Source organism: Flavobacterium sp. IC2-16 (assembly GCF_055521455.1).
This window is the reverse complement of the sequence record NZ_CM145480.1, coordinates 2,132,370-2,156,309: the sequence shown is the minus strand read 5'-3', so window position 1 is coordinate 2,156,309 and position 23,940 is coordinate 2,132,370. Positions and strand designations below refer to the sequence as shown.

The 23,940-nt window shown below is 31.7% G+C and carries 25 protein-coding genes; 8 read left to right on the top strand and 17 right to left on the bottom strand.

The features are described 5' to 3' along the window. Nucleotides 1-10: 10 nt before the first annotated feature. On the bottom strand, nt 11-2,968 hold the full coding sequence (locus ACZ1JT_RS09840) for a SusC/RagA family TonB-linked outer membrane protein (RefSeq protein ID WP_465093648.1): 2,958 nt from the start codon (nt 2,966-2,968) through the stop codon (nt 11-13). Nucleotides 2,969-3,534: 566 nt separating this feature from the next. On the opposite strand from ACZ1JT_RS09840, the gene ACZ1JT_RS09835 reads away from it, so the two are divergent. The 6 genes from ACZ1JT_RS09835 to ACZ1JT_RS09810 all read left to right on the top strand — a co-directional run bounded on the left by ACZ1JT_RS09835 (nt 3,535) and on the right by ACZ1JT_RS09810 (nt 10,935). Beyond that, a complete protein-coding gene (locus ACZ1JT_RS09835) occupies nt 3,535-3,771 on the top strand; it encodes a helix-turn-helix domain-containing protein (RefSeq protein WP_465093647.1) in 237 nt (78 codons plus the stop codon). A gap of 129 nt (nt 3,772-3,900) precedes the next feature. Continuing rightward, a complete protein-coding gene (locus ACZ1JT_RS09830; RefSeq protein WP_465093646.1) occupies nt 3,901-6,600 on the top strand; it encodes an ATP-dependent DNA helicase in 2,700 nt (899 codons plus the stop codon). 378 nt (nt 6,601-6,978) lie between these two features. Continuing rightward, nucleotides 6,979-7,116: a hypothetical protein gene (locus ACZ1JT_RS09825; RefSeq protein WP_465093645.1), complete on the top strand. Its 138-nt coding sequence runs from the start codon at nt 6,979-6,981 to the stop codon at nt 7,114-7,116. A gap of 149 nt (nt 7,117-7,265) precedes the next feature. Further along, on the top strand, nt 7,266-8,390 hold the full coding sequence (locus tag ACZ1JT_RS09820; RefSeq protein ID WP_442787886.1) for a DUF4236 domain-containing protein: 1,125 nt from the start codon (nt 7,266-7,268) through the stop codon (nt 8,388-8,390). A 212-nt stretch (nt 8,391-8,602) separates the two neighbouring features. Next, entirely contained in the window at nt 8,603-10,378 is a 1,776-nt protein-coding gene (locus tag ACZ1JT_RS09815) for a DUF6119 family protein (RefSeq protein WP_465093644.1), read from the top strand. 74 nt (nt 10,379-10,452) lie between these two features. Continuing rightward, nucleotides 10,453-10,935, top strand: a complete 483-nt coding sequence (locus ACZ1JT_RS09810) for a dual specificity protein phosphatase family protein (protein ID WP_465093643.1) — start codon at nt 10,453-10,455, stop codon at nt 10,933-10,935. Between the two features lie 27 nt (nt 10,936-10,962). On the opposite strand, the gene ACZ1JT_RS09805 is transcribed toward ACZ1JT_RS09810, so the two are convergent. From ACZ1JT_RS09805 to ACZ1JT_RS09745, 13 genes are all read right to left on the bottom strand, one after another. Beyond that, on the bottom strand, nt 10,963-11,925 hold the full coding sequence (locus ACZ1JT_RS09805; protein WP_465093642.1) for a hypothetical protein: 963 nt from the start codon (nt 11,923-11,925) through the stop codon (nt 10,963-10,965). A 241-nt stretch (nt 11,926-12,166) separates the two neighbouring features. Next, nucleotides 12,167-12,583: a hypothetical protein gene (locus ACZ1JT_RS09800; RefSeq protein ID WP_465093641.1), complete on the bottom strand. Its 417-nt coding sequence runs from the start codon at nt 12,581-12,583 to the stop codon at nt 12,167-12,169. Nucleotides 12,584-12,586: 3 nt separating this feature from the next. Then, the gene (locus ACZ1JT_RS09795) at nt 12,587-13,390 is read right to left on the bottom strand and encodes an endonuclease/exonuclease/phosphatase family protein (protein ID WP_465095288.1); all 804 of its coding nucleotides are present in this window, start codon (nt 13,388-13,390) and stop codon (nt 12,587-12,589) included. A 17-nt stretch (nt 13,391-13,407) separates the two neighbouring features. After that, the gene (locus ACZ1JT_RS09790; RefSeq protein ID WP_465093640.1) at nt 13,408-13,617 is read right to left on the bottom strand and encodes a hypothetical protein; all 210 of its coding nucleotides are present in this window, start codon (nt 13,615-13,617) and stop codon (nt 13,408-13,410) included. An 85-nt stretch (nt 13,618-13,702) separates the two neighbouring features. Further along, the gene (locus tag ACZ1JT_RS09785; protein ID WP_465093639.1) at nt 13,703-14,254 is read right to left on the bottom strand and encodes a hypothetical protein; all 552 of its coding nucleotides are present in this window, start codon (nt 14,252-14,254) and stop codon (nt 13,703-13,705) included. A gap of 4 nt (nt 14,255-14,258) precedes the next feature. Beyond that, nucleotides 14,259-14,501 carry a DUF4236 domain-containing protein gene (locus tag ACZ1JT_RS09780; RefSeq protein WP_465093638.1) on the bottom strand — a complete coding sequence of 81 codons (243 nt, stop codon included), beginning with the start codon at nt 14,499-14,501 and terminating at the stop codon, nt 14,259-14,261. A gap of 9 nt (nt 14,502-14,510) precedes the next feature. After that, nucleotides 14,511-14,714, bottom strand: a complete 204-nt coding sequence (locus ACZ1JT_RS09775; RefSeq protein ID WP_465093637.1) for a hypothetical protein — start codon at nt 14,712-14,714, stop codon at nt 14,511-14,513. A 3-nt stretch (nt 14,715-14,717) separates the two neighbouring features. Then, nucleotides 14,718-15,005: a membrane protein insertion efficiency factor YidD gene (yidD, locus tag ACZ1JT_RS09770; RefSeq protein WP_465093636.1), complete on the bottom strand. Its 288-nt coding sequence runs from the start codon at nt 15,003-15,005 to the stop codon at nt 14,718-14,720. A gap of 2 nt (nt 15,006-15,007) precedes the next feature. Then, nucleotides 15,008-15,238: a hypothetical protein gene (locus ACZ1JT_RS09765; RefSeq protein WP_465093635.1), complete on the bottom strand. Its 231-nt coding sequence runs from the start codon at nt 15,236-15,238 to the stop codon at nt 15,008-15,010. A 5-nt stretch (nt 15,239-15,243) separates the two neighbouring features. Continuing rightward, nucleotides 15,244-15,516, bottom strand: coding sequence for a hypothetical protein (locus ACZ1JT_RS09760; protein ID WP_465093634.1), 273 nt, complete (start codon nt 15,514-15,516; stop codon nt 15,244-15,246). 144 nt (nt 15,517-15,660) lie between these two features. Further along, nucleotides 15,661-16,326, bottom strand: a complete 666-nt coding sequence (locus ACZ1JT_RS09755) for a response regulator (RefSeq protein WP_465093633.1) — start codon at nt 16,324-16,326, stop codon at nt 15,661-15,663. A 7-nt stretch (nt 16,327-16,333) separates the two neighbouring features. Next, nucleotides 16,334-18,040, bottom strand: coding sequence for a tetratricopeptide repeat-containing sensor histidine kinase (locus ACZ1JT_RS09750; protein ID WP_465093632.1), 1,707 nt, complete (start codon nt 18,038-18,040; stop codon nt 16,334-16,336). A 52-nt stretch (nt 18,041-18,092) separates the two neighbouring features. Further along, complete coding sequence (locus ACZ1JT_RS09745) at nt 18,093-18,344, bottom strand: hypothetical protein (protein ID WP_465093631.1); 252 nt, start codon at nt 18,342-18,344, stop codon at nt 18,093-18,095. A 331-nt stretch (nt 18,345-18,675) separates the two neighbouring features. Here ACZ1JT_RS09745 and ACZ1JT_RS09740 point away from each other — a divergent pair, with 331 nt between their 5' ends. Both ACZ1JT_RS09740 and ACZ1JT_RS09735 read left to right on the top strand, forming a co-directional pair. Then, on the top strand, nt 18,676-19,548 hold the full coding sequence (locus ACZ1JT_RS09740; RefSeq protein WP_465093630.1) for a hypothetical protein: 873 nt from the start codon (nt 18,676-18,678) through the stop codon (nt 19,546-19,548). Between the two features lie 188 nt (nt 19,549-19,736). Continuing rightward, entirely contained in the window at nt 19,737-20,330 is a 594-nt protein-coding gene (locus ACZ1JT_RS09735) for a prealbumin-like fold domain-containing protein (protein ID WP_465093629.1), read from the top strand. A 130-nt stretch (nt 20,331-20,460) separates the two neighbouring features. On the opposite strand, the gene ACZ1JT_RS09730 is transcribed toward ACZ1JT_RS09735, so the two are convergent. The 3 genes from ACZ1JT_RS09730 to ACZ1JT_RS09720 form a co-directional block, all read right to left on the bottom strand. Next, nucleotides 20,461-20,655, bottom strand: coding sequence for a hypothetical protein (locus ACZ1JT_RS09730; protein WP_465093628.1), 195 nt, complete (start codon nt 20,653-20,655; stop codon nt 20,461-20,463). Nucleotides 20,656-21,024: 369 nt separating this feature from the next. Beyond that, nucleotides 21,025-22,959, bottom strand: coding sequence for an OmpA family protein (locus ACZ1JT_RS09725; RefSeq protein WP_465093627.1), 1,935 nt, complete (start codon nt 22,957-22,959; stop codon nt 21,025-21,027). 11 nt (nt 22,960-22,970) lie between these two features. Continuing rightward, nucleotides 22,971-23,909 (bottom strand): PorP/SprF family type IX secretion system membrane protein, encoded by a 939-nt coding sequence (locus tag ACZ1JT_RS09720; RefSeq protein ID WP_465093626.1) that lies wholly within the window; start codon nt 23,907-23,909, stop codon nt 22,971-22,973. Nucleotides 23,910-23,940: the final 31 nt, after the last annotated feature.

Sequence of the window (23,940 nt, the reverse complement as noted above, 5' to 3'; positions counted from 1 at the left end):
TTCGATTTTGTTATAAGGTTACTTTTACTCCGGTAGTGAAAACTCTTAGCGGAGGCAGATAGCCTGAGAATTTGAACTCGGGATCTCCGCTGTTGTAGGATGTGAATGTTAGCAGGTTTTGCCCCTGGAAATACAACTGGCATTTTAAGTTCTTTGCCTTTAAAGGAATATCATACATTAGAGACACGTTTTTAAGCCTTACAAATGAAGCATCCTGTAGCGCAGCATCGCTTAGGCCGTAACGGTAATAGGCTGAAATAACAGCTCCGTTTGCTCCCGATGTGAACGGTAATTGCTGGTTACTTACTTCTGAAAGCTGGTTTACCGCAGTACCGGTAACGCCCGGCATGTAGCCAAAGCTTTGCTGCTTAACAAAATGAAACAAGAAATCCAGTTGCAGGTTTTTGTAACGGAAATTGTTTTGTACCCCTCCAAAATATTTAGGACTTAGATTGGCGGTTGTTTGCCTGTCTGCCAATGAAGTAATCTGACCGTCGTTATTTACATCTTCAAACTCGTATAGGTTTGTTACTGGATTAAAACCTGTGTAATGGTACAATTTTACAATGTTGACCGACTGCCCTACTACATACGTATTTGCATAAGACGACGTTTCCAAGCCCGGATATGACAGTAACTTGTTTCTGTTGAATGAAATATTGAAATTGGTTGTCCAAGAAAAATTATTCCCTGTAACGTTTTTGGTAGCGAGTGTGAACTCTACACCAGTGTTCTGTACCGTAGCATCGAGATTACCCTGTAAAGTTTGAAAACCTGTAGTCCCCGGAAGCGGGATGCCTACCAATTGGTTAGTGGAGCGGTTATTATAATAGGCTGAGGTTAGTAAAATACGATCCTGAAAAAATCCCGTCTCTAATGCTGCTTCAAACTTTTTATTGGTTTCCCAACCGAACTCAGGATTGAATAATCGTACAGGTTGTAAACCGATTGTACCATTGTAGGTATTGCCGGAAGACACATACGTATCTAAAAACTGGTAATCGCCGATTTGGTCGTTACCTGTAGTACCGTAACTGGTGCGAAGTTTTCCGAAACTTAGGATATTGTTGCCTTGTAAAAACTTTTCTTCGGAGAAAACCCAAGCGGCACCAACTGCCCCAAAGTTAGCGAACTGTTTGCCGGGACCGAAACGGCTTGAACCATCGCGTCTGCCTGTAACGTTTATGATGTAACGTCCATCATAATTATAGTTGATACGTGCAAAAACTGCCTGATATTTATAAACCGTTTCGTCGCTTAGGTCGATGGTTTTTAGGTTTGCTGAAGCTAAGTCGTGAATTAGGCTGTTGCTGGAAAAACCAAAACCGGATTGAAACAAACGATTGGTGGTTTGGCTTTGAAAAGTAGTACCCAGCAATGTTTCCATTTTAGATTTACCAAGATTCCAGTTCCAATTGATTTGTGGTTCGGCTATCCACGATGTTCTGGATGTGATGTTATTGCTGATTCCTGAAATTTCACTGCCCAAACCATACGCAGGATTGTACATGGTTGAGGGTTGGGTGTTACTTTCGTTACTGCGCAAATCGGTATACCCTAAACTGGTTTTGAGTTGTAGGTTGGGTAACACGTTATAAGACAAAACCGTATTCGCGTTGAAATCTTTAATCTTAGAAAGAAACTCAGATTCCAGTAATGCCAAAGGATTGTCCCAAGTGCTGTTTTCCCAATTTAGGTTTCCGTAGGCATCATATAAAGCCGGTGCGTTTGGTGCCAATGTTCTGGAAACAGCCGTTAAATCTGTAGCGGGTTGGTTGTTGTTCTGAGCCGTGTAATTGGCTGAAAAGTTTAGTTTGAAGCGGTTATCATCTGCCGCGTGATTCATACTGAAATGTGCTGCGCTTTTCTTGTATTTGAAAGCTTTTGGATATACCGTAGTTTCCAAGCGGGTATTACCGCTTAGCAAGTATTGTGTGTTTTTTGAACCACCGGAAACGGAAGCTTGCAGGTTGTTGATTTCGGCAGTTCCTCCTATTAATTCCTCCTGCCAATCAGTATATCGGTTTTTATCCCAGGTGCCGTTGATATCGTAAGCATAATCAGGATACGTTGTGATGCCGTCGTTTGCGAAAGCTTGGGCTCGCATTGTTAGATACTGCTGTGTATTCATTAGGTCTAATTTTTTTGTGACAGAAGCTACACCAGTAGTCGCATTAACACTAAAAACCGTTTTACCCGACTTCCCTTTTTTGGTAGTAATAAGCACTACCCCATTTGCTCCTCGTGAACCGTAAATAGCAGTGGCATCTGCATCTTTGAGGATTTCAATGCTTTCGATATCGGAAGGGTTTATGCTGTTTAGTGGGCTTGTCATGGTGGGCATCATCCCTGAGGTATTGATAGAACCAATGGTTTCGGAAGAATAAGGCACACCATCTATAATATACAACGGTTGATTACCGTCTGCCCGAAGGCTGTTTTGCCCACGGATTTTGATTTGGAAAGCACCTCCGGGAGCGCCGCTGTCCTGTGTTACCTCTACCCCAGCCATGCGGCCTTGCATGACTGCCAGTACATTTGTGACTGGTTGCTTTTCGATGTCTTTTGCAGCGATTTTGGCAATACTGCCCGTGCGTTCTTTTTCCTTAACGGAATAGTAGCCGGCATTTACCCTTACTTCCTGCAATTGGGTAGCATCTTCCTTAAGGATTACGTTAATTTTTGTTTGATTGTTTACGGCAATAAACTGGGTTTTGTACCCGATGAAAGAAAACACCAAAGTATCTGTAGGTTGAGCCTCGATACTGTATGCACCGTTACCGTTTGAAATGGTTGCTGTCTGGCTGTTTTTAATAGTGATACTTACCCCAGGCAGAACACCACTATTGTCTGACACGGTGCCAGTTATTTTATGTGGTTGGGATTGCGCCTGAATGGCGAGTGGCAAGGCAGAAAAAATAAGGCAAAATATTTCCAGCCTATACCTACTGAATGAAAAATTTTTCATAGTATTGGATTGGTTAATGAAACGTTAGTTTTGTTTACTTGGGCCTTCTGTACTTATGCGCCAACACGAGGCAGAAGGCTCTTTTTATTTAAAAATTATTTCATCATAGGCATTACTGTTATGGTTTGACATTGTTTAAAACAATGCCACTACACGCTTAATGCAGCTAAGCCATAGTGGCATATAACGGCAAGGTAAACCCAGCCGGTTTTATTATGATTTTGCGAGCCTGTTAAAGAGAAGTTTTGCTTTGAAAAAGGAAAGTTTAGCGCATAAAAAAGCGTGGAACTCAACTTAAATGCCTTAGAGGTACTGGTATACCCGCACACAGATAAGAGAGCCCACGCCATGGTCGTGAGCTTCATGCTTATCCTCTCGTGTGCCAAAAAATTACCAGTTTTCTAAGACGAGATTCAAAGCGAGAGCTTCAAATGTTTTATTTAAAGAATCGCAAAAATATGTATTTCAAAGCAAATGTAAGAAATATTTTTAATTGTAGGCTTTTAAGCCCACAATATTTTTTAAAAATGTATTGAAATTGCCACTAGATACTAGAAAGTTAAATTTTGACAAAAGACGATTTTAAAATACTATTTGGTAAAAAGTTAGAGTTTCTTAGGACTCAACAAGATCTGTCTTATCGTTCAATGGCAGAAAGATGTGATGTAGATTATAGTGATATAAGTAAAATCGAAAAAGGAAAAGTAGATATACAATTAAAAACAATTTTTGAATTAGCTAAGGGGTTGAATAAGCATCCAAAAGAATTATTTGATTTTGAAATCGATTTTGATGAAAACTAAAAGATGCTTAAAAGCATCTTTTTTTATTTACGGGAAACCGTAATGGCAGATTTAAGATTATTCTTATTTTTGATAGAAACTTCATGTATTTAGAAGTTACAATAAGTCTCAAAAAATAAAGAAATCAAAATGAGTGAAATAAATTCCCACATACTTAATATTGATAAAGCTATTTGTAAAAATATTGAGAAATTTGACATTGAGGAAAGAGGGCTATTGTCACAAAACATTTTATCTCAACTTAGAAATTTTGTTGAGCATATTTCTTTAAAAGTTCTGGAAGAATCACAAAACACAGAATTAAGTAACGATTATGAAAAAATCACAGAAGCTATTGAGTACATAAAAGCTAGAGGAGACTTAAAATTTCTATCAAGATTTCATAAACTTTTACAAATAACTGCTTCTCATTATACTTTAAACGAAGAAGGTTCAGAAAGATTAATACTGAAATACTATGAGTTCCTTATAAGAATAAAATCTTTTCTAAAAAACACATATAATTTAGAAGTTCTGTATAACCTTGAAGATTTTCCTATTAAAACAGATTCAAATCTAAAAGAATATTATGAGACAATTTCTGCCATAATTGAACAACCTAGAGAAAATCGAACAAAAAGCAATTACAAAGACAGATATTATATTCAAAAAATAAAACCATTTTTTGTAAAGAATAAAATATATTATGAAATAACCTTTAGAAGAGCAAACGATTATACCAGTAAGTTTGATAGAATTATTGCATTTACAAAACATGAAATCCTTGGTAATTATGCTGTTAATCTAAATATAAGTATTGATTACATAGAAATTTTAGATAAAAAAATGCCAATCCAAATCATTGATGGTTGGGATGTTTCAATACGACCTTGTGAGATTAATAATTTTGCAAAAATATTTGGAATAAAATCAAATATTACTAGTGGTCAGGAGTTTTACGAGATAATGAAATACTTAACAAGTTCTGGAATAAATTTAATCGAAATAATTGACTTAAATGACTGGTATTACGACTATGTAAAAAGGACGATAACAGAAAAAGCGAGAGCTTCTCATATATTTAATTTGTTAAACAAATGTAGAGAGATGAGTAAATCAAAGAGCAATGGTCATAACGTTCTTAGGTATTTGCTTCTAAGACTTAATAATAAAATAATCAAAAAACAATATAACAATTCTGCATGTGAAAAATTATCAAATCTAAATTTAGAATATGGTTGTGTCCCATTTGACCAAATGCCTTTTAATTCTTCTTTAATTAATCACAATCCTAAACTTAATGACCTATTCTCGTCTATCACCACTGAAGATAGACAACATGAAATATTAGCAAGACATATCAAAAATAATACTGAACAAAAAGGTCAATTATATACTCCTATCAAAGAAATTGAAAACTTTGAAAATGTTGAAAATCTCATTGAACAATGGAATGGAAATCTATATTGGAAACATCAAAATCGAAGACTAGAAGTTTATAAAAACCATGTTTACATAAAAAGCTATGAATCCGAGACATTTAGTATTATTGAAAAGCTAAAGAACATAGCCTCAGATGGAATCAAAAATTATAAAAACTCTATAAACTCATGGCTTGAATCATCTGCTTATAGTATTGACTGTGAAGAAAAAAAATCAGCTTTAAAAAATTTGTTTGAGCGTTCAAAAGTAGCTCTTATTTATGGAGCTGCAGGTACAGGAAAATCAACTATGATTAATCATATTTCAAACTTTTTTGATAAAGAAAGTAAACTATACTTAGCAAACACAAATCCAGCTGTCGACAATTTAAAACGTAACATCAAAGTTGCGAACAGTACATTTAAAACTATCACAAAATTTTCTTGGAGCCACGAAACCGAATATGATATATTAATTATTGATGAGTGTAGTACAGTAAGTAATTCAGATATGCTTAAAATACTTAATAAAACTAAATTCAGATTGCTAATACTTGTAGGTGACATTTTTCAGATTGAATCAATATTATTTGGTAATTGGTTCAGTCTAATAAAATATTTTATTCCTGAATCTTCTGTATTTGAATTAGAAAAACCTTATAGAAGTAATAATGAAAAGTTACTGAGACTTTGGGAAAGAGTAAGAAACATTGACGATAATATCTTAGAAACTCTAACCAAAAATCAATACTCTACAACCCTTGACAATACAATTTTTGAAAATACAGAGGAAGATGAAATCATACTTTGTTTGAATTATGACGGGCTTTACGGTATTAATAATATAAATACATTTTTACAAAGTAGTAATAACAATAAAGCATTCATTTGGGGTACTCATACTTATAAAGTTAATGACCCAATTATTTTTAATGAATCTGGAAGATTTTCACCTTTAATTTACAACAATCTTAAAGGTAGAATTACTCAAATACAGTTACTTGAAAGTAAAATACAATTTGACATTGAAATTAATCTTGTACTTAATGAATTCGAAACTGAATCGTACGATTTCGAACTATTAGATAATTCGGCAAATGGTAACTCAATAATTCGTTTTACAGTTGACAAATATAAAAGTACTGATGAAGACGATGATGATTCAAGCAATGTAATACCTTTCCAAGTTGCATATGCCGTTTCAATTCACAAAGCTCAAGGATTAGAGTATAATTCTGTAAAAATTGTTCTTACAGATGAAGTAGAAGAAATGATTTCACATAATATATTTTACACAGCAATCACAAGAACAAAGGAAAAATTAAAAATTTACTGGACACCAGAATCAGAAAATAAAATTCTTGGAAGTTTTGAAACTAAATTTAATAAAAAAGATTATTCATTGCTTAAATCGAAATATGATTTATAACAGATGTAAAAGGCCAGTTGCTTCTTAAATCGTTACCAAAAACCTTTTACCAAAAATAATATATAAGGCATCTTTTGTTTTTTGGCAATATGATGTAGATATCAATTCAGGATAAACTGTTATCCAAAACGGAGTATTTAACTTTACCATAAACACTACTAACCTACTTATTGTATTTTTGAGTTATGGAATGGTATGAAATTATAGGATTAGTTGTATTTGTGCTTGCCGGGGTTTGGTTGCGGGGGAAGGTTTATGATGGTAGGAAGTATCGTGGGTATAATGGTAGTTGGAGGAATAGGAAATAAAAAGTACTTGCAAATATTTTGTAAGAATATATTTCTTATTTTAGCACCTTAATTTATAAGCCAACTTATCATGAAATTCTTAAAAGCCTATTGGATGCTTATTTTAGCTGCTATAATTTTAATTGCTATGATTTACTATTGTTATGATTATGCACAAAAAGCCGCAGTATTAGAAGCCCGAATGAATGAGTTAAATGCCATGGGGTAATGAAATTGGAGACGCTTTGGGGCGTCTTTTTTGTTTACGGGAAACCGTAAGAACACATTTAGGATTATTTGTTACTTTGATTAAAGTAGCACACTTATAAGAATTGTGTACCTATATAAAAGCAATAATAATTAAAAAAAAAAGAAAATATGGCTTGGAATTATCGTCGTAGAATTAAAGTAATCCCAGGAGTTTACATGAATTTAAGTAAAAGTGGCGTAAGTACATCAATCGGAGTTCGTGGAGCCAGTTTAACCTTTGGAAAGTCAGGTACGTATGCTAACACATCTATTCCAGGAATTGGTCTTTATAACAGACAAAAAATATCTAATAATCTAAACTCGAATAACTATAACCCACAAAATATTGAAACTAACATTTTGGAGGACAATATTTTTAGCGCAGATGTTCAAGAGATTACAAGTCAAAACATGCAAGGTGTTAAGGAAGCAATAATTACTGCTCACGAACAAAGAAGAGATTTAAAAAATGACTTACTAAAAGTAAAAGCAACACTTGGAAGTTCAAAATTAAAGTTAACAGCAAGTTATGTATTACTATACGGCTTAATAAAAAAAGAAATATCTAATAATATTAAAACTGACATTGCCTCTAAAAAAGAGGCAATTAAACAAATTGAAGAACAAATTGATAATTGCTATGTTGGGTTAGAAATCGAATTTGACAATGAAATTAAAGTTCAATATGACAAAATTGTTGCTACTTTTAGAAATCTTATAACTTCACACAAGATATGGGATGTTACAAGTGCTCATGCTCATGACAGAAAAACAACTCGTTCAGCTGCTTCGACTGTTGTAAATAAACGAGATGTGAAATTTGGAATGAAATCAATTCCGGATATTAGAAGTCGCTTTGAAGCGTTATATTTCAACAATGCTAATGGAGCTGATTTGTATATATATCCAAATTTTATTGTAATGTATTCATCAAGATCTAAATTTGCGGTGATTGGGTTTGACGAGATTGATTTTAGTCAAAGTTATTGTAGATTTATTGAAAGTGGACCCATCCCAAGAGATACCAAAGTAATAGACAAAACTTGGTTCAAGGTTAATAAGAATGGTTCGCCAGATAAGAGATTTAAAGGCAATTATCAAATTCCCGTTGTAAAGTATGGTGTAATAACTTTAAGAACCAAAACTGGACTTAATGAAGAATACCAATTCAGTAATTATGAATTTACGGAAGAGTTTGGAAGAGCTTTTAATGAATATCAAGAGACAATTAAAGGACTATCTTCATTGAACTAATAAATTACTAACATCATTAGCTATAAGTAAATTTTGCTTTAGTTAAGACATCAAACATATTTTCTATTGATACAAAAGATGCTTTTAAGCATCTTTTTTGTTTACGGGAAACCGTAATGACGCATCTAAGATTATTCTTATTTTTGACAGAACTTCATCTATTAGAAATTAACGAACATTTTTAGAGAAGACATCATTAAAAAACAACAGTTATGTCAGATAAAATTCAAAGCAACTTTTACCTTTTGAAAGACACCATAAAAGTTTTAAGAAAATCAAAAGTATTAGTCGAAACAATTGACTTTAAATTTCTTCATACTCATCTAAAAAAACATGATTTCAAAGAACAAAAAGTTATTCCAAACCTAAGTTCAACTTACGAAATCAAAGTCTATTTCAAAAAGACTATCAATCCAATAAAGTGGAAAGGTTTTATGAATACAATTGTTCAGAAAGATGAGGAAATTTTAAAAAACAACAAATCAATTTCCGAAAGCTATGTTATACTTTTTCATAACACAAAATCTAAAAAATATTTTGCTTCAACTGGAGGCTTTGCCCATGTTGCAATTCAAGATGTTGCAACAAACGATTTTGGACTTGAAATTCTATCTCGAGTTTTAAAGGCTGAAGACAAAAATCTTCGATCCAGTAAAGAAAGGAACTTAACTGGCGGCATACAAGGTGCTATAAAGTTTTTTAGAAACGATTACAACCTTTATGAAAATGAATCTTTTGGGAATATTTATAATGAACTTAATGCTTCAATAAATAAAGACCAATTGAACAAAATATTTGGCTTTTCGAAAGCAGATCTTAAATCTGACAGTCTTTGTATTGCTAAAAATTCATTTTCAATTAAAAAATCGATTTCTTTCATTGAACTTTTAAATTTGATTGAAAAATGTGAAAAATTAATAAACCTTCCACCTGTCGTCGAAATTAATAGTGTTGAAAAAGTTAACAAGTCAAACTCAATATTAATAAATGACTTATGGGAAGAACTACTAAAAAAAACATACTCTAATTATCAAGACCCTACCAACTTCTTTAGCGTAGAAATAGCACATAAAGATTTTGAAAAATATTATTATGCTAATTCAGCTTCACTAACATTTAGTATAAAGCAAAAAAAGAGAATATCTCCTTTTGAAGAAGCTATTAAACAAATTCAAACTATTCTTGATGAAATCAGAAACATAGATTCCTCATTACCATATGATAAATTTAAAACGGTTTTAACAAACGGTTTAATTGAAACATTTGATGCTAACGGAGATACATTAACACGTGACACATTGACAAACCATTTTTGCACCGAAATTACATACGACGGTAAAAGCTACTTTTTAATTGAACGCGATTGGTACGTAATAGGTAAAACATTTATTGATAATATTAATGAACAGTCAGAACATTTTATTACTATTAACAAATATACTGGGCCTACAATGAATAAATGGACTTCTGGCAGTGAGAATGATTATAATAAATCTTATTTCACTAAGCCTGAATCACTTGTATTTGACAAATTCACCCCATTAAACATTGAAGCATGTGATATTTTTAGATGGGACCAAACAAATGCATATTTTTTTCATGTAAAAAAAGGTTTTGACAATTCAATGAGGGATTTGTGTAGTCAAGTTTTAATTGCTGCTAGAAAAGTAAAAGAAGATTCTAAAAATAATTTTATTTATCTAGAAAATTTATATGATACCGTTATTAACAATAATGGAACATCAGCTTATTCAATAGATGCAAAAAAACACTTAAAAAAGATTTCTAAAAAAGATTTTATAAATATTGTAAGAAATAGAAATATCGTTTTTGTGTTGGCTGTACTAGATACAGCTTCAAATGCTAGAAAACTAGAAACTGACATCGTAAATTTTGATTCTAATATTGCTAAATTTTCATTAAATGAGCTCTCTAAAAACTTGAGAAATTTAGAAGTAGATTTTAAAATACTACAATTAGAAAAATAAAAACTATCAAAATCAATTTTGAGCAAGTAGATTTATTTGTTAAAAAAAACTTTTTTTTAATAATTTACAAAAAAATGAAAGAAATTGATGAAAATTTATTCGTTGGTAATTTGACTGATTATGAAAATAATCAATTTAATAATGATTATTATTTCGTACAAGCCTGTAAAGAACCTTGCCATAGAAAAGCACTTGGATATACAGGAAGAACAGCAGATATAAATCACCCTGAATATTTAATTGCATATAGAGAAAGAAGAATTATCCTAAATATGATTGATCCTCCAACAGGAAAATATTTTGAAAATATAATGTTTGAGAGTTCATTAGCTTTTATAAACGAAAACTTAGAAAAGGGAAATAAAGTTTTAATTCATTGCAATCAAGGAATTTCACGTTCCCCGAGTATTGGGTTATTATATCTCGCTACTAAAGGAAAAATCAGAAATGAAAATTTTATTGTTGCAGAAGAAGATTTCAAAAAAATATACCCAAATTATGCTCCTAGTGGGATTAAGGAGTTTTTATCTTTAAACTGGCATAATTATTTTAAATAAAAAATTATGCCATTACAATAAATGTGGTTATCTCAACTCCATTTCCATTAATTCCTTAATACTTTTTGCACTTGAAAAATTGGGATTTTTCATGATTTCTCTATCCAAATCTTTAATTAATTCAGTAAAAATGTATTTAGGGTTTTGTTGCTTTTTTATCAAAGTTATTGCAGTAACATAGGTTTCCATGGCTTCATCTTCATTATTAAGCATAAGTTGTGCTAGCCCCTTGTTTGCATATACCCAGCCCAATTCATAATAGCTATTTGCCTTATCTGAATACTCTACACATTTTTGATAATTACCATTTTCGAATTGTTTCCAACCTAAGTTCGCATACAATTCTGCTTTTTTTATTTTCTCAGAATTATCAACTATTTCTTCTTTCTTTACCAATGCTACAACTTCAATAGTAATATTAATACCATCAATACCACTTGGGTTTCTTAAACCTAAAAAAACTGTACCTTTAGTTACATCATTAATCTGAACTACAGCTTGCTTAGTATTTTGAACGGTTCCTTCCATTGAATATCTAAAAGATCCCCCTAAAAGACTTTGATCTTCTTTGGCTAAAAATTTATCAATATTCGTTCTATCACATAAAAAAATATCTGCTGAATTTGACCCTTGAGGAATTTCAACTGTCTTCAAAACCTCTTTTGTTAAACCTGACGCCATCAAAGAAGCTCCAGTCGGATTCGCGTTTAGTGCCAAAGCAGCAGAAATTTGAGTTATTAAATTGAGATTTTTTGTACCACTTTGTCCAGGAGTTGTCGTAAAACTGTAATACCATTCCACTGTATTAGGAGGCAAATCAACTTTAATATACTCTCTAGACTTGCCGCCAAAAGCAGCTCTCGTTCCTCCATTTAAATAAATTTGCCTTTCCTTGATTATTTGAACGGCCTCTATTTTATTAATAACCTCTTGAGACATGGCAATAGCAGAAATCACTAAAGCAATAAATAAAAGTAATTGTTTCTTCATTGTTAAAATTTTGAATTATTTAAACCTTTAAAATATTAATGAAAGATGAAAATTTTTTATTCCTTTAACAATCACCATTTCTAATGATTTTTCTCTAACTATATTTAGTGAATAAGTCTTCATTTATTGACAAATTAAATTGAATGTATTTAAATTTCATTATGGAAAACCATAACTCAAAATTTATTACATAAAAAAGATGAGCCTCAGCTCATCTTCCACAATTAATCTTATATTCTCCCTACTCCGCTTCCAACTCATATTCATTCCCATCTTCATCCGTAGCCTTAAGCTTTCCGTAATCTATCCATTCGGCATCAACTTCAACCTCATCACCATCTGGTGTAGTAATAGTTCCGGTACCGTATTTCCCATTCATTGAGACATTTCCTGAAACGTCATCGCCATTACTATCATAGCCGACTACATCGTAATTATATTCGTAATCTCCTGATGTACCTGTACGGTATTCGTATTTATGTTCTTCGTCTACATGATACGTTGGGTCGTCCTGTGGTTCTTCGTATTCTATTTGCTTAGTTGATACAAAACCTTGAGCTTGGGAATCACCATTATCTTTATAATTTGCTTTGTTTTCTCTACAACTTAATAAGTTGATAAAAACAAATAAGTATACTAAAAAAGTAGTTTTGTTCATAAGCTATTTTATTTCTATTGTTACGAAAACTGGTGTGTGATCTGAAATTTCTCTTGCTTCCTTTATACTTTCGAAGTCTTTATAAAAGTGAATAACTCCTGAATATATTACTTCAACTTTTGAAGTATCTAAAAAGATATTATCGTATTCTGAAGCTAAACAATCTGAACCATTACATTGTTTTTTTAATGAAGTTTTCTGATTCTGTAATACTGGTTTATATCCCATGCTTTTTAATGGTCCAAAAACTGAATGCGATTGAGGGCAATTGAAATCGCCCAAAAAAATAATATTGAGTTCTTTATATTGATTCGGTAGAAACTTAAAATACTTAATTTCAGTTTCCGGCTGCAGCTTTTTGGTAATTGCGTGAAAATTGGAAAGAGTGAAGTTCTTGCCTTTATACTGGAAAGTACAATAGTAAGGTTCCCGGTCTATTTCAAGTTGATATTTTTCTTCAAGCCAGGCCTCTCCTATTTTTTTGAGGTGTGCTTTTTTCCATAGATAAGCATATCGCTCGGTTTTGTATTTACTACCTGTAGTAGGATTACTAACTACATAATCCCACTTAACCCCTTTTCTATTTAAAATATCTGCAAGTTTGGCTATTGTTTGAGCACCACCATTATTAGGAACGACTTCCTGAATTGCAACAATGTCAAATTTTTTTATTGTGTTAGCAATATACTCTAAATTTTCATTAGACTTTGAGAAGCCTATATTTTCAATGTTCCAAGTACATACCTTAATTTGTGCTTGAAAAAAACTTGAAAAAAAAATAAAAAGTATTACTAAGCTCTTTTTCAAATTATTCTTATTATTAATTAATCTTCCCACCCACAAAGCGTTAAGCCATAACCCTCTGCTTCTTTAAGAGTTACCTTTTTAACTCCATGTTTGCAAGAATTTAACCCTCGACAAGTTTCTTTGTAATGATATTTTTTTGCTCCTGTTGTACCACATATATAAACATCTGAACCTGTAGTATATGATGTCGTAGAAACAAAAATTAATGCTAAAGCTAATAGTTTCATAGTTCTGTTTTTCTTTTTTAAAGATAGTTTTTTTCTTAAAATTATGAGCCTGAAAATTTTTCTTTAAAATTAGGCTATAATCCTCTTACCTTTTTAATTCCTCTATTTTCATCTTAGCGGCATCAAATGATGCTTCTATAGTTTCTAAATCATTAACAAACATAGTATTGTCTGAACCATACTTTTCAAGTTTTAAATACCAAACAGCTTTACCTTTACTGATATAATATCCTACTTGAAAACCATCTACTGTTGTGAACTTATTTTCTAAATAATCAGGACCTGATTGAATGTCTTTTTCTAGATCGACCTTCAAACTCTTCAATGCTTTAATTACTTCTAATAAGTCTACATATTCTATAGAAGCTGTTGAATTACCATATTTTCCTTCTTTAACTATTTGGAAAAAATAAAGAGACGTTGTTCCACTTACTATTTTACGAACTCTTGTTTCTGAAAGCGTACTATATGGGCCTCTTATTTGCTGCAGATTATAATCAATAAATTTTGTTATTACACCTGTTTTAGATGCAAAAACATCCATTTTTGTTTTTGTGGTCTCTAACTCCTTTTTAGACTCCTGCGAAAATATTATAGAGTTAAAAAGAAGCATTGTTACTATTATATATTTTTTCATTGCATTAAATTGTTTTTAATATAATTACTATCACTCCTGACAATACAAAAAACAGTAAACATCCACCATTTTTTGCTTTACTAAAGTTCTTTTTGTAGGTTACACCCGTAATTCCTGTTTTTACAGAATATCCCCTTTTACTAACAGTTCCTGCTTTCGTACGTAAACTGGGAGAAACTCCAGACTTACTAATATTTAAGCCCAGACCTCCTCCAAGTTTTACCCTTTTTTGAAATCGTAATCCCATTACAATTAATTAACTGGTATGACAACTGTTTGAACAGGTTTTACAACCATTTGACTTCGAATAGGTTTTCTTCGCTTCTGCAACTGCCTCTTTGCAATTTGAAAAATCTCCTAGGTATTTCCTATTGGCACTACTAGGCAGGTAATTACAATTCTCTGTGTGCACCTCATGATCTCCATTAGACTGTGCATTTGTGTTTACATAATACTTCATAATTTATAGTTTAATTATTAATCTTTCAGCAATATCATTACTATCAACAACATTATTAGAAGGCAACAACATCTGAATTTCATTGTTTATTGGATTTCGAAATATTTCAAAGTCTCCTCTACAATTTTTGAATCTAAATATAAGTGCCTTAATTCCTTCTATCAAGCCTTTTTCTTTAGTTTCTTCATAAACAAATTGAGAACATGACCTTCTAAAAATACACTTTTTCCTTTTGCTTTTTGGGATTAAAACCCAATAGAATCTTATTATAGACAAGAGAATTATTTTCATTTCTATTTTTCAAAAACTACCATTTGTCTCGTTGTTGTATATCCGGGTTTAGCTCCTATCCCAAAACATCCCGTTTCGGGCTGAACAAATGTTGAAACACCTTCCAACCTCACATATTTCCAACCTTGATTAGAAAAATTCTTGATCAAACTTTCTAATTGTTCAGCTACATGATTAGATGTTCCTTTATTTGCATCAATAGATGCAACGAATGGTACTACTTTGTATTCCATATTTATTAAAGATTATTAATAGTTATTTCATTTAAATCTAACTGAATTGCGTAGTATATTTTAGCAACTTTACTCTTTTCTTTAGCTTTCAGCAAATGACCTTCAAGAATATTTATCACACCCTGTCTAATGCCTCCATCTGAGAAAGATATTCTCCAAGCTGTATCCAAATTACTGATTTTCAACCAATGTTCATCTTTTAAAACTTGATAAAAAATTTCTCGTTGATCAGTTGTCGCGCTTGGCAAGTCCAATGTGACTAAAGCTTTGTATCCCATCTTTTGATTCATTTTAAATTAATAATCAAACTTAATTCTTATTAAATCCAAACCCTTACGGGAAACCGTAAACTGTAAAACATTTTAATATGCACAAAAAAACACCTTAAGTAAGGTGTTTTTATAATATGATATTTTTAAGTTTTAAACGATTCCTAAGTCTTTAGCTATGGAAACCAGATGAACCGTATTATTTGCTTTAAAATAGTCTTTTAATTTAGCAATTCTTTTCTCGACAGTGCTTTTACTGTTTGGAGTTATGCCTGCTTCTTTTAATGTTGTTTCCATATTTTCCTGAGGAATCCCTATAGAAAGATAGTGTAGCACTTTAACATCGAAATCGTCTATCTCATTGACTGTTTTACTATTAAGAATGTGACTTAAGTCTGAAGAAATAAAACACTTATCTTTTAAAACTATATCAATTGCAACTTTAAGCTCCTCAACACTACGCCTTCCTTTAAGCACAAACCCGTCCACTTTATATTTGTCGAACAAGTTTTTGACACGAAAGGCTTTATCTTCGATAGAAAAGGCGATTGTTTTAATGTTTGCATCAACACTTTTAACAGCCTCAACTAGTTCTTCACCAGAATTCAACTTTGCCGTTTTAAAATCTGCCTTAAAGGATAAATCTGTAATCAATAATTCATAAGGTTGTTTATCCTGAATTGCTTTTCTTATTTTCAAGAAAGCATCATCACAATATTTAGCATAGTCTATTTCCGGAATATTCAGTTCGTTTAAAACCTGAACTACAGCAATATCATTTAAATCTACATCGTCTACAATAAGAACTTTTTTAAACATAAATTACTTATTTAGGAATTGAAAAATTTAATCGAAAACCTTTTTCGGTATCTGTTTCAAAAGTAAGCGTTCCGTTTAAAGAAAAAATACGGTTTTCCGCATTCTTAAGGCCATTCTTTAATTTCAATTCATCAGACATGCCAATACCATTATCTGAATAGTTTATTTGAATGGCTTTACCAACATCTGCAAATCCTACCACAACAAAACTAGCCTGACTGTGCTTTTTCATATTCACCATTAACTCTTGCAATACCCTATAAACAGCAACTTTACACTCGGGTTGTATTCTATCCCAATTAATATCGTGATTGTCTTTTATAATTACTTTTACACCATCGCTTGCATAATCTGAAATCATTTGCTTCAAATTACCTTCATATTGACTGTTCGTATCTATCTCGGAAATTTCCCTTGAAATATCTCTTGCCTTTTTATAAATCTTATCTAAATTATTCAAAAGATTTTCATTCTTTTCCTGATTGCTAATATCCTGTATTTGAAGATATGAAATGGTCTGAAAAACATCATTAGCTAATTCATCATGGAGTTGTTTAGAAATTCTTGTTTCGGTATCATAAATTGCTTTCTCCTTTTCTTTTCGATTTTTCATTTTCAGAAATCGCACAACCAAAATAATCACAATGGTCAATACACTGACTCCAATTATAAGCAAAAGCCTTTGTGTTTTTGTTCTTTCCAGCTTTAATAAGTTATCCGATCTTTCTAATTTTAGCCGCTGATTTTCTTCTTTCTCCTTTTGTGAATCGTACTTTATTTTAGCAAATTGATTTTTGGCATTGTTTCTAACCTTTTTTATACTGTCATTTAAAAACAAGTACTTACTTGTGTATAAATTTTTACCTATTCCAACATTGTTTGCCATTAAAAAGGATAATGCTTCCAGTCTTTCATCTATACTTTTATATTTTGTAGCATTTTGATATGCTCTAAGAGCATATTCGTTTGATTTTTGAAGATTTCGATTTTGATAAAATTCTGCCAGATGCAATAAACTTTCAATTGCGTCATAATTTAAACTAGACCTGTTCCTAATTTTCAACCCTTCGTTCAAAAAAGTTAACGCTTTATTATTTTGATTTACTTTAAAATAAGCATAGCCTAAATTATCAATCACTCTTGCTTTTTTTGCATAAAGCGTTGTGTCTTCCAAAATTTTTGATTTAAAAATTGATTCTAAAATTGCAACTGCTTTTGAAGGATTATTATTTTCAACGCAAATCACAGCCATATTGTTAAGAGGAGATACTTTTTCTATATCATTCCTAGCAAATTTTAATGTAGAGGAATAATTTTTAAAGGCATCTTCATAATTTTTTTTCTCCTTTTCAATAACTCCTAATAAATTATATGCCGCAGCTTTATATAATGGATTTTCATACTTTAACAACTCTGTTATTGTTTCCTCACTTCCGGTATAATCCCCATTAATTTGCTGGATATAGGCAATTTTATTTAAACAATAGGGTGTATAAACACTATCATGTTCTGATTCAAAAATTTTTTTCGATTGATGATAATAGATATAAGCACTATCTACTTTATCCCTTTTAAGTAACTCATCCCCTTTTTCAAGCAAAGAATAAGAATAAAGACTATTCTTCTTCGATGGTAATTTATTTTCTGACTCATTTTTACATGATGAAAGAATTAAAAGAAGTATTCCTAAAATTAAAAACGGGGAAGGTAGCATAAAAGTTACTTTCCCCGAAATTAGTAATAATTAATAAACTAAAAAGTTTTTTTTATGGTTTTGGCGGCGGCGGCGGCGGTACAACAATTGGATCATCCCCTGGTCCTGGATCACCAACCAGATTTGTTATAAGCGTATCACTAACTGTAATAGAATCTCCATCTTTTGCATATACTGCGTTCACATCATTTGCAAAACCAATTTGTCTTTTTGAGGTGTTCATTATTTCTCCATCATCTGATGTACAAGAAATCACTGCTCCTCCCATTGCTGCAAAAGCAGCTAATAAAAATATTCTTTTCATTTTGAATAAATTTTAGATTGGACATAGGCATTACTGTTCAGAACTTTTCTGAATTTCGTTTTTACTGTAATACCAATTATTTATGGGAAGTGTAGTGCGCCTGAATCGTAAAGAAAGATTATACTTCCCTGATAATTATCCGATACGATTTGGCAACACTATTTAGAACTAGTTTTGTACATTTGTTCTTATCGCGAAATAGAACCGGAACTAATTCTGAAGCAAAGTAATAGTGTTTATACAACAGTATTTATACGGAATTCCTGAGCTTCCTGAGTTTCCGGTCAATTCCTAGGAATTCCCAAGAATTCCTGAAAAATCTGATTTGGTTATGATGAAAAATACTTTGGAAGATTATAAAAAAGCAATACGTGATAAATATGCAACAGCTAAATCAGGAGTACATTCTGATTCACTATTAAATCCTTCGAGAGCTAAACTCAGAAATCTTTGTTTTGAACTCTTTAAAGAGAACCCTAATATTGATGATTTAAAAGTTTTTCAATCGTTTTTCAAATTTGAGTTTAGTTTAGATTGTACTAAAAAACTAAAGGAAGAAACTGACAGATTTAGACCAATAGAAACATTTCTTAAAGGTGAAACTGAACCTGCAGATTTTGAAACTGTAAATTTGGCCGCAATACTTGTAGATTTTCAACCGAGACCTTTTATAAAATTTTCAAAAAGTAAGTTTCAACAAGTTGAGACTATTACCAACGAAGATGTTATTATAGTTCCTGTAAAGGATGATATTAACAACCATGAGATTAGCTTAAAATCATCTGAAAACTTGAACAATAATGTCCAACAAAAAAAGACTGTAAATAAGAAGAAAATATTTTTTTTATCGGTAATCTTATTATTAGGAATGGGATTTTCCATTAAGCAATTCTTTTTTAAACAAGAACGCTGTATGGAATGGCAAAAAGATCATTATGAAATTGTAGATTGCTCTTCCGAAACAGTTGGAGTTGTAAGGGTTTCGTTTGATGCTTCTCAAATTGACTTGAGAAGGATTTACCCTTGTGATACCACTACCTTTTTTAAAGAAGGAAAGGCGGTTTTATGGTATTGCAAATCTGGTGATGAAATTGAATTATACAACAAACCCGGATTTGATCCTATTTATGAAAAACCTTTAAAGGCAATTACACCATATATGGTAAAAGCACACTTTAATCACTTAAATAGAACAGATGATTAGTCCTTGTAATTTAATATATTTCCTGCTTATACAAAAGCATAATTTACGCACTTAAATATTTAAAAAAGAAACAATTAAATAATCGCATTATTTTAAAAGAAAATAATATATATTTGATTTAAATTGAAATTTATTTCGGATTGAAAATATAAAACCAGTAAGGCTATTATTAATTAATTTTTTATATCATGAAATTTCTAAAAATTATATTACCCGTTGTTTTTATTTTATCCTCTTGTAGCAGAGATTCTAATGATACAGTACAGAGTACACGCTTAGAGTTAACTATTTATGATGAAAATAGTGTAGTAGTACCTAATGCTGAGGTTAAACTTTACGGTACTGAAGTTGATTTTTTTAATGATACTAATATTCTACAAACTGCAACAACTGATAGTAACGGAAAGGTTCTGTTTGATAATTTACAAGCAATAACTTATTACTGGGTTATTGATGCGAGTTGCAACGTAAATCATGATATTCATAATACAACAAGCCCTATAAGCCTTAGTACTTTAAATGCTTTTTCAATACATTTAACAGATAGTAGCTTCGGAAGTATAGCTTTGTGGGACGGCAACCCTACTGTTGATTTTAATGTAACTTACACTGGTCCTATTAGTGGCTCATTCACAACCAATGGTACTAATTGCACTCTATTAAATGAAATACCAGTAGGTGTTTACTCTTTTCAATCTTATCCAATTGGAGATCCTAGCTCATCTCTTTCTTATGAAACAACAGTAACTTGTGGTGTCTCAAACGACATATTAATAAATTAAAATAAAATCCTAACAGTACTTGACAAGCTCAATGTCTGTTAGGATTTTATATTTTAGTATATAGGTAATTGTTATTAATTAACTCTATCTTGCTTTGCAGCTCAAAATCAAGAGACTTTGTGTATTCTCATTATGCATGGTGATACATATAAACAACCTTGCAGTTATTTTTAATGATTATAAAATCATAATAAGCACCATAAGCAGATTTTTTTAGAGTAACCTTTGCCAGCCAGACTTCTTTTGTTTTATCTTCAAAAATCTCAAATTTGAGATCATCGAGTTTAAGTATTTTTAATATCACCAAATTAGGTGATGTATTCATAATTTATCTATGTAAAAAAAAGACCAATCAAAAGATTAGTCTTTTTTTTTACTTTCCTAATTTTAAAATATCAACATATAATTTTTGAAAGTAATTATAATAGATAAAATATTGAATCCTTATTATTGTTTTACAAAAAATATATCAGTTGAAAAATAACACAACCTGAAGTATTGTTAATATTACAATTAATACAGTTGTTATTTCAATCCAGTTTATTTTTAAAAACTTAATAAAATTGGTATTAAAAAAATTATTCATTTTATATAGAATTATTAATCAAGAGTTAAATATACCAACTCTTTTTAAATTATTATTTATCATTTTTTTTTTTATAGAATGAAATTATTAAAAATAGTTTTAATGAATTTACTTTTCAACAATTATAAAATCTGACCTTCTGTTTACAAAATGCTCCTCCTCAGTACATTTTACGCCATTGCTGCATTTATTTTTCAATCGGGTTTCCCCAAATCCTACCGCGCTTTCTATTCTGTCTGGAGAAATTCCTTTGGAAAGAATATACGTTTGTGTAGATTTCGCCCTATTATCTGATAGTTTTAAGTTGTACAAATCTTTTCCTCTAGAATCTGTATGCGACTCGATTCGGATTTTAACTTTCGGAAAATTCTGCAACACATACACAACTTTATCTAATTCTGTTGCTGCTTGTGGCGTTATGTCCCATTTGTCGTAATTGAAAAATATCGGATTGATATCAATTTTCTCGTTTCCGTTGTCTTTTACCACAAAATCCTCTAGGTTACTCAACTCAAAATCCATTTTATGCACATCGCCATCCTTGTCTAAAGTAATCAACTCCTTCTCCTGTGTGCTGTAATTTGGTTTTGAAGCATTTATTTTAAAAGTATGGTTACATGGCAACTGAAACTCAAAGGTTCCATCTGCTTTTGTTGGAATTTCATTTTTAAGATCGCCAAACGCATCAAATATTTTAATCGTAGCACCTGGTAATCCCAACTTTTCTTTAGAACTGAATACTTTTCCTTGTACGATTTGATAGCATTCTGGCTTTTTCTTAATGAAATGGTAAATATCATCATCCCCTTTTCCGGCATCGCGGTTTGATGAAATGTATCCGAATTTCAATTCTTTATCAATAATGAACGCGAAATCGTCTTTATTACTGTTTGCTGGCTCACCTAAATTCTTCGGCTCAGAAAAACTCTTTCCATCGTACTTGCTTTCCATGATGTCCAATCCGCCAAACCCATAATGTCCGTCTGAAGAAAAATACAAGACTCCCTCACTGTAAAAGGGAAACATTTCTCTTCCGATAGTATTGATTTTTGGTCCTAAATTAATAGGTGAGTTAATCTTCCCATCTGAAAAAACCTCAGCCATGTAAATATCAGTTTCACCATAACCTCCTGGCATATCAGACACAAAAAACAGCCATTTCCCATCAGGACTCAAATTAGGATGTCCAACACTGTAATCCAAACTGTTAAAAAACATTTTTTCCGTTTTCACTACTTTATCTCCTTCTAACCAAGCTTTAATAATCTGAAAATTATTCGTTCCGCGTTTACCATTTTTTAAACGATTGCCTTTCATGGTATTCGTAGTGTAATAAAAGGTTTTTAAATCGGGAGAAAACGTAATGGTTGCATCATGGTATTCTGAATTGATTTCTTTCAGGAAAAGCTGTTCGTTCATAAGGGCTCCATCCGACACATTACGATCGGCAACATACATGCTTAAAAAAGGTTGTTGATTCCAGGAATAAATTTTCACATCGCTTTCCGCACCTTTCTTACTCGAAGAAAAAACCAATTGATTGCCATAAAATGTGGCGCCAAAATCAGAATTAGGACTATTGTTCTCTAAATTTCTCAAATTGTACAAAGGGGTTCTCTTGGAAAGACTATCCAAATATTTTTGGTTGTTGGCAAAATGCTTAATCTGCTCGCTATCGCCTTTTCCTCTCAAATATTCTTTGGTTACCATATTGGCTTTATCATAATCTCTTACACTACGTAAAGCTTGCGTATAACGCAGAATGTATTTATCCGACAAACTCAATCCCTGCATGTCATAGAGCTTTTGATACCAGATAAGTGCTTTTCTCATATCGTTTAAATGATAATACGTATCTGCCACATTAGTAACTGTTTTCAATGATGGTGTAACCGATGGATTATTCTCTAAATATTCTTCATATAATTTAGCTGCATCAACATAAGCCATGTCATCAAAAAACTTGTCGGCAGTTTTCAATTTCGATTGTGAAAAAAGGATATTTGTACAAAACAGTAATCCCAGTATATAGATATTTCTCATATGGATTAGTATTAAAAGAAACGTGGTGATTTAATGGTCGATGATTTTTGAGGTAACTGATAGCGCAGGATAACTTCATGCGTTCCGTCGTTGTATTTGTTCAAATCGGTTACAGTATAATCGAAGGAATATCCTAAGAAGAAATCCTTTAAAAATTGTACCCCTACCAAAGCACTAACCGAATCGTCCCAACGATATGAGGCTCCTAATGTCACTTTTTCCTGAAGTAAAAAATTAGCAGACAAATCTGTTGACAATGGCGCTCCTCCAACAGCTTTGACAAGTACTGACGGTTTGAATTTTACCGATTCCGACAAATCAAACACATAACCTCCAATAAAGTAATAATGAAGCTTATCTGACACAACAGACTCCTGAATATCATTATAATAGTCATATCGCAGAAAATTAGGAACTGACACTCCTGCATACCATTTATTGGAATACAAATAAATTCCTGAACCCATAAGTCCCATCATACGATTGTTGATATTTGAATTTAGAAGCACATCATTACTGTCATAAAATCGTCCTTTAGACCAATCTATATTCATGACTCTAATTCCTGTTTTAACTCCGAAAGCAAGTTTTGTTTGATAATTAAGATCTATTGTGTAAGATACGTTTCCTGCAAAAGTATTTTCAGTGGAAGGTCCTAACTTATCACTGATAAAATTAAGTCCTAAACCTATTTTTTTATTCCCTATAGGAGCATGCAAACCTAAAGTACCTGTCTGAGGGGCGCCATCTATGCCAACCCATTGTTTTCGCAACAAAAGATTGGCTTCGAAAGCTCCTGTAGAACCTGTATAGCCAGAATTTACCATCATTGTATTATACATATACTGTGTATACTCAGGATTTTGCTGGGAGTGAATTATTTGCGGAAGGGAAACCAAAGCCAATACAAGGATCGACTTTGATAATGTGGTATTTATCTTTGTTCTCATAAAAATAGTGTTTTAAGTGGATAATAATGCT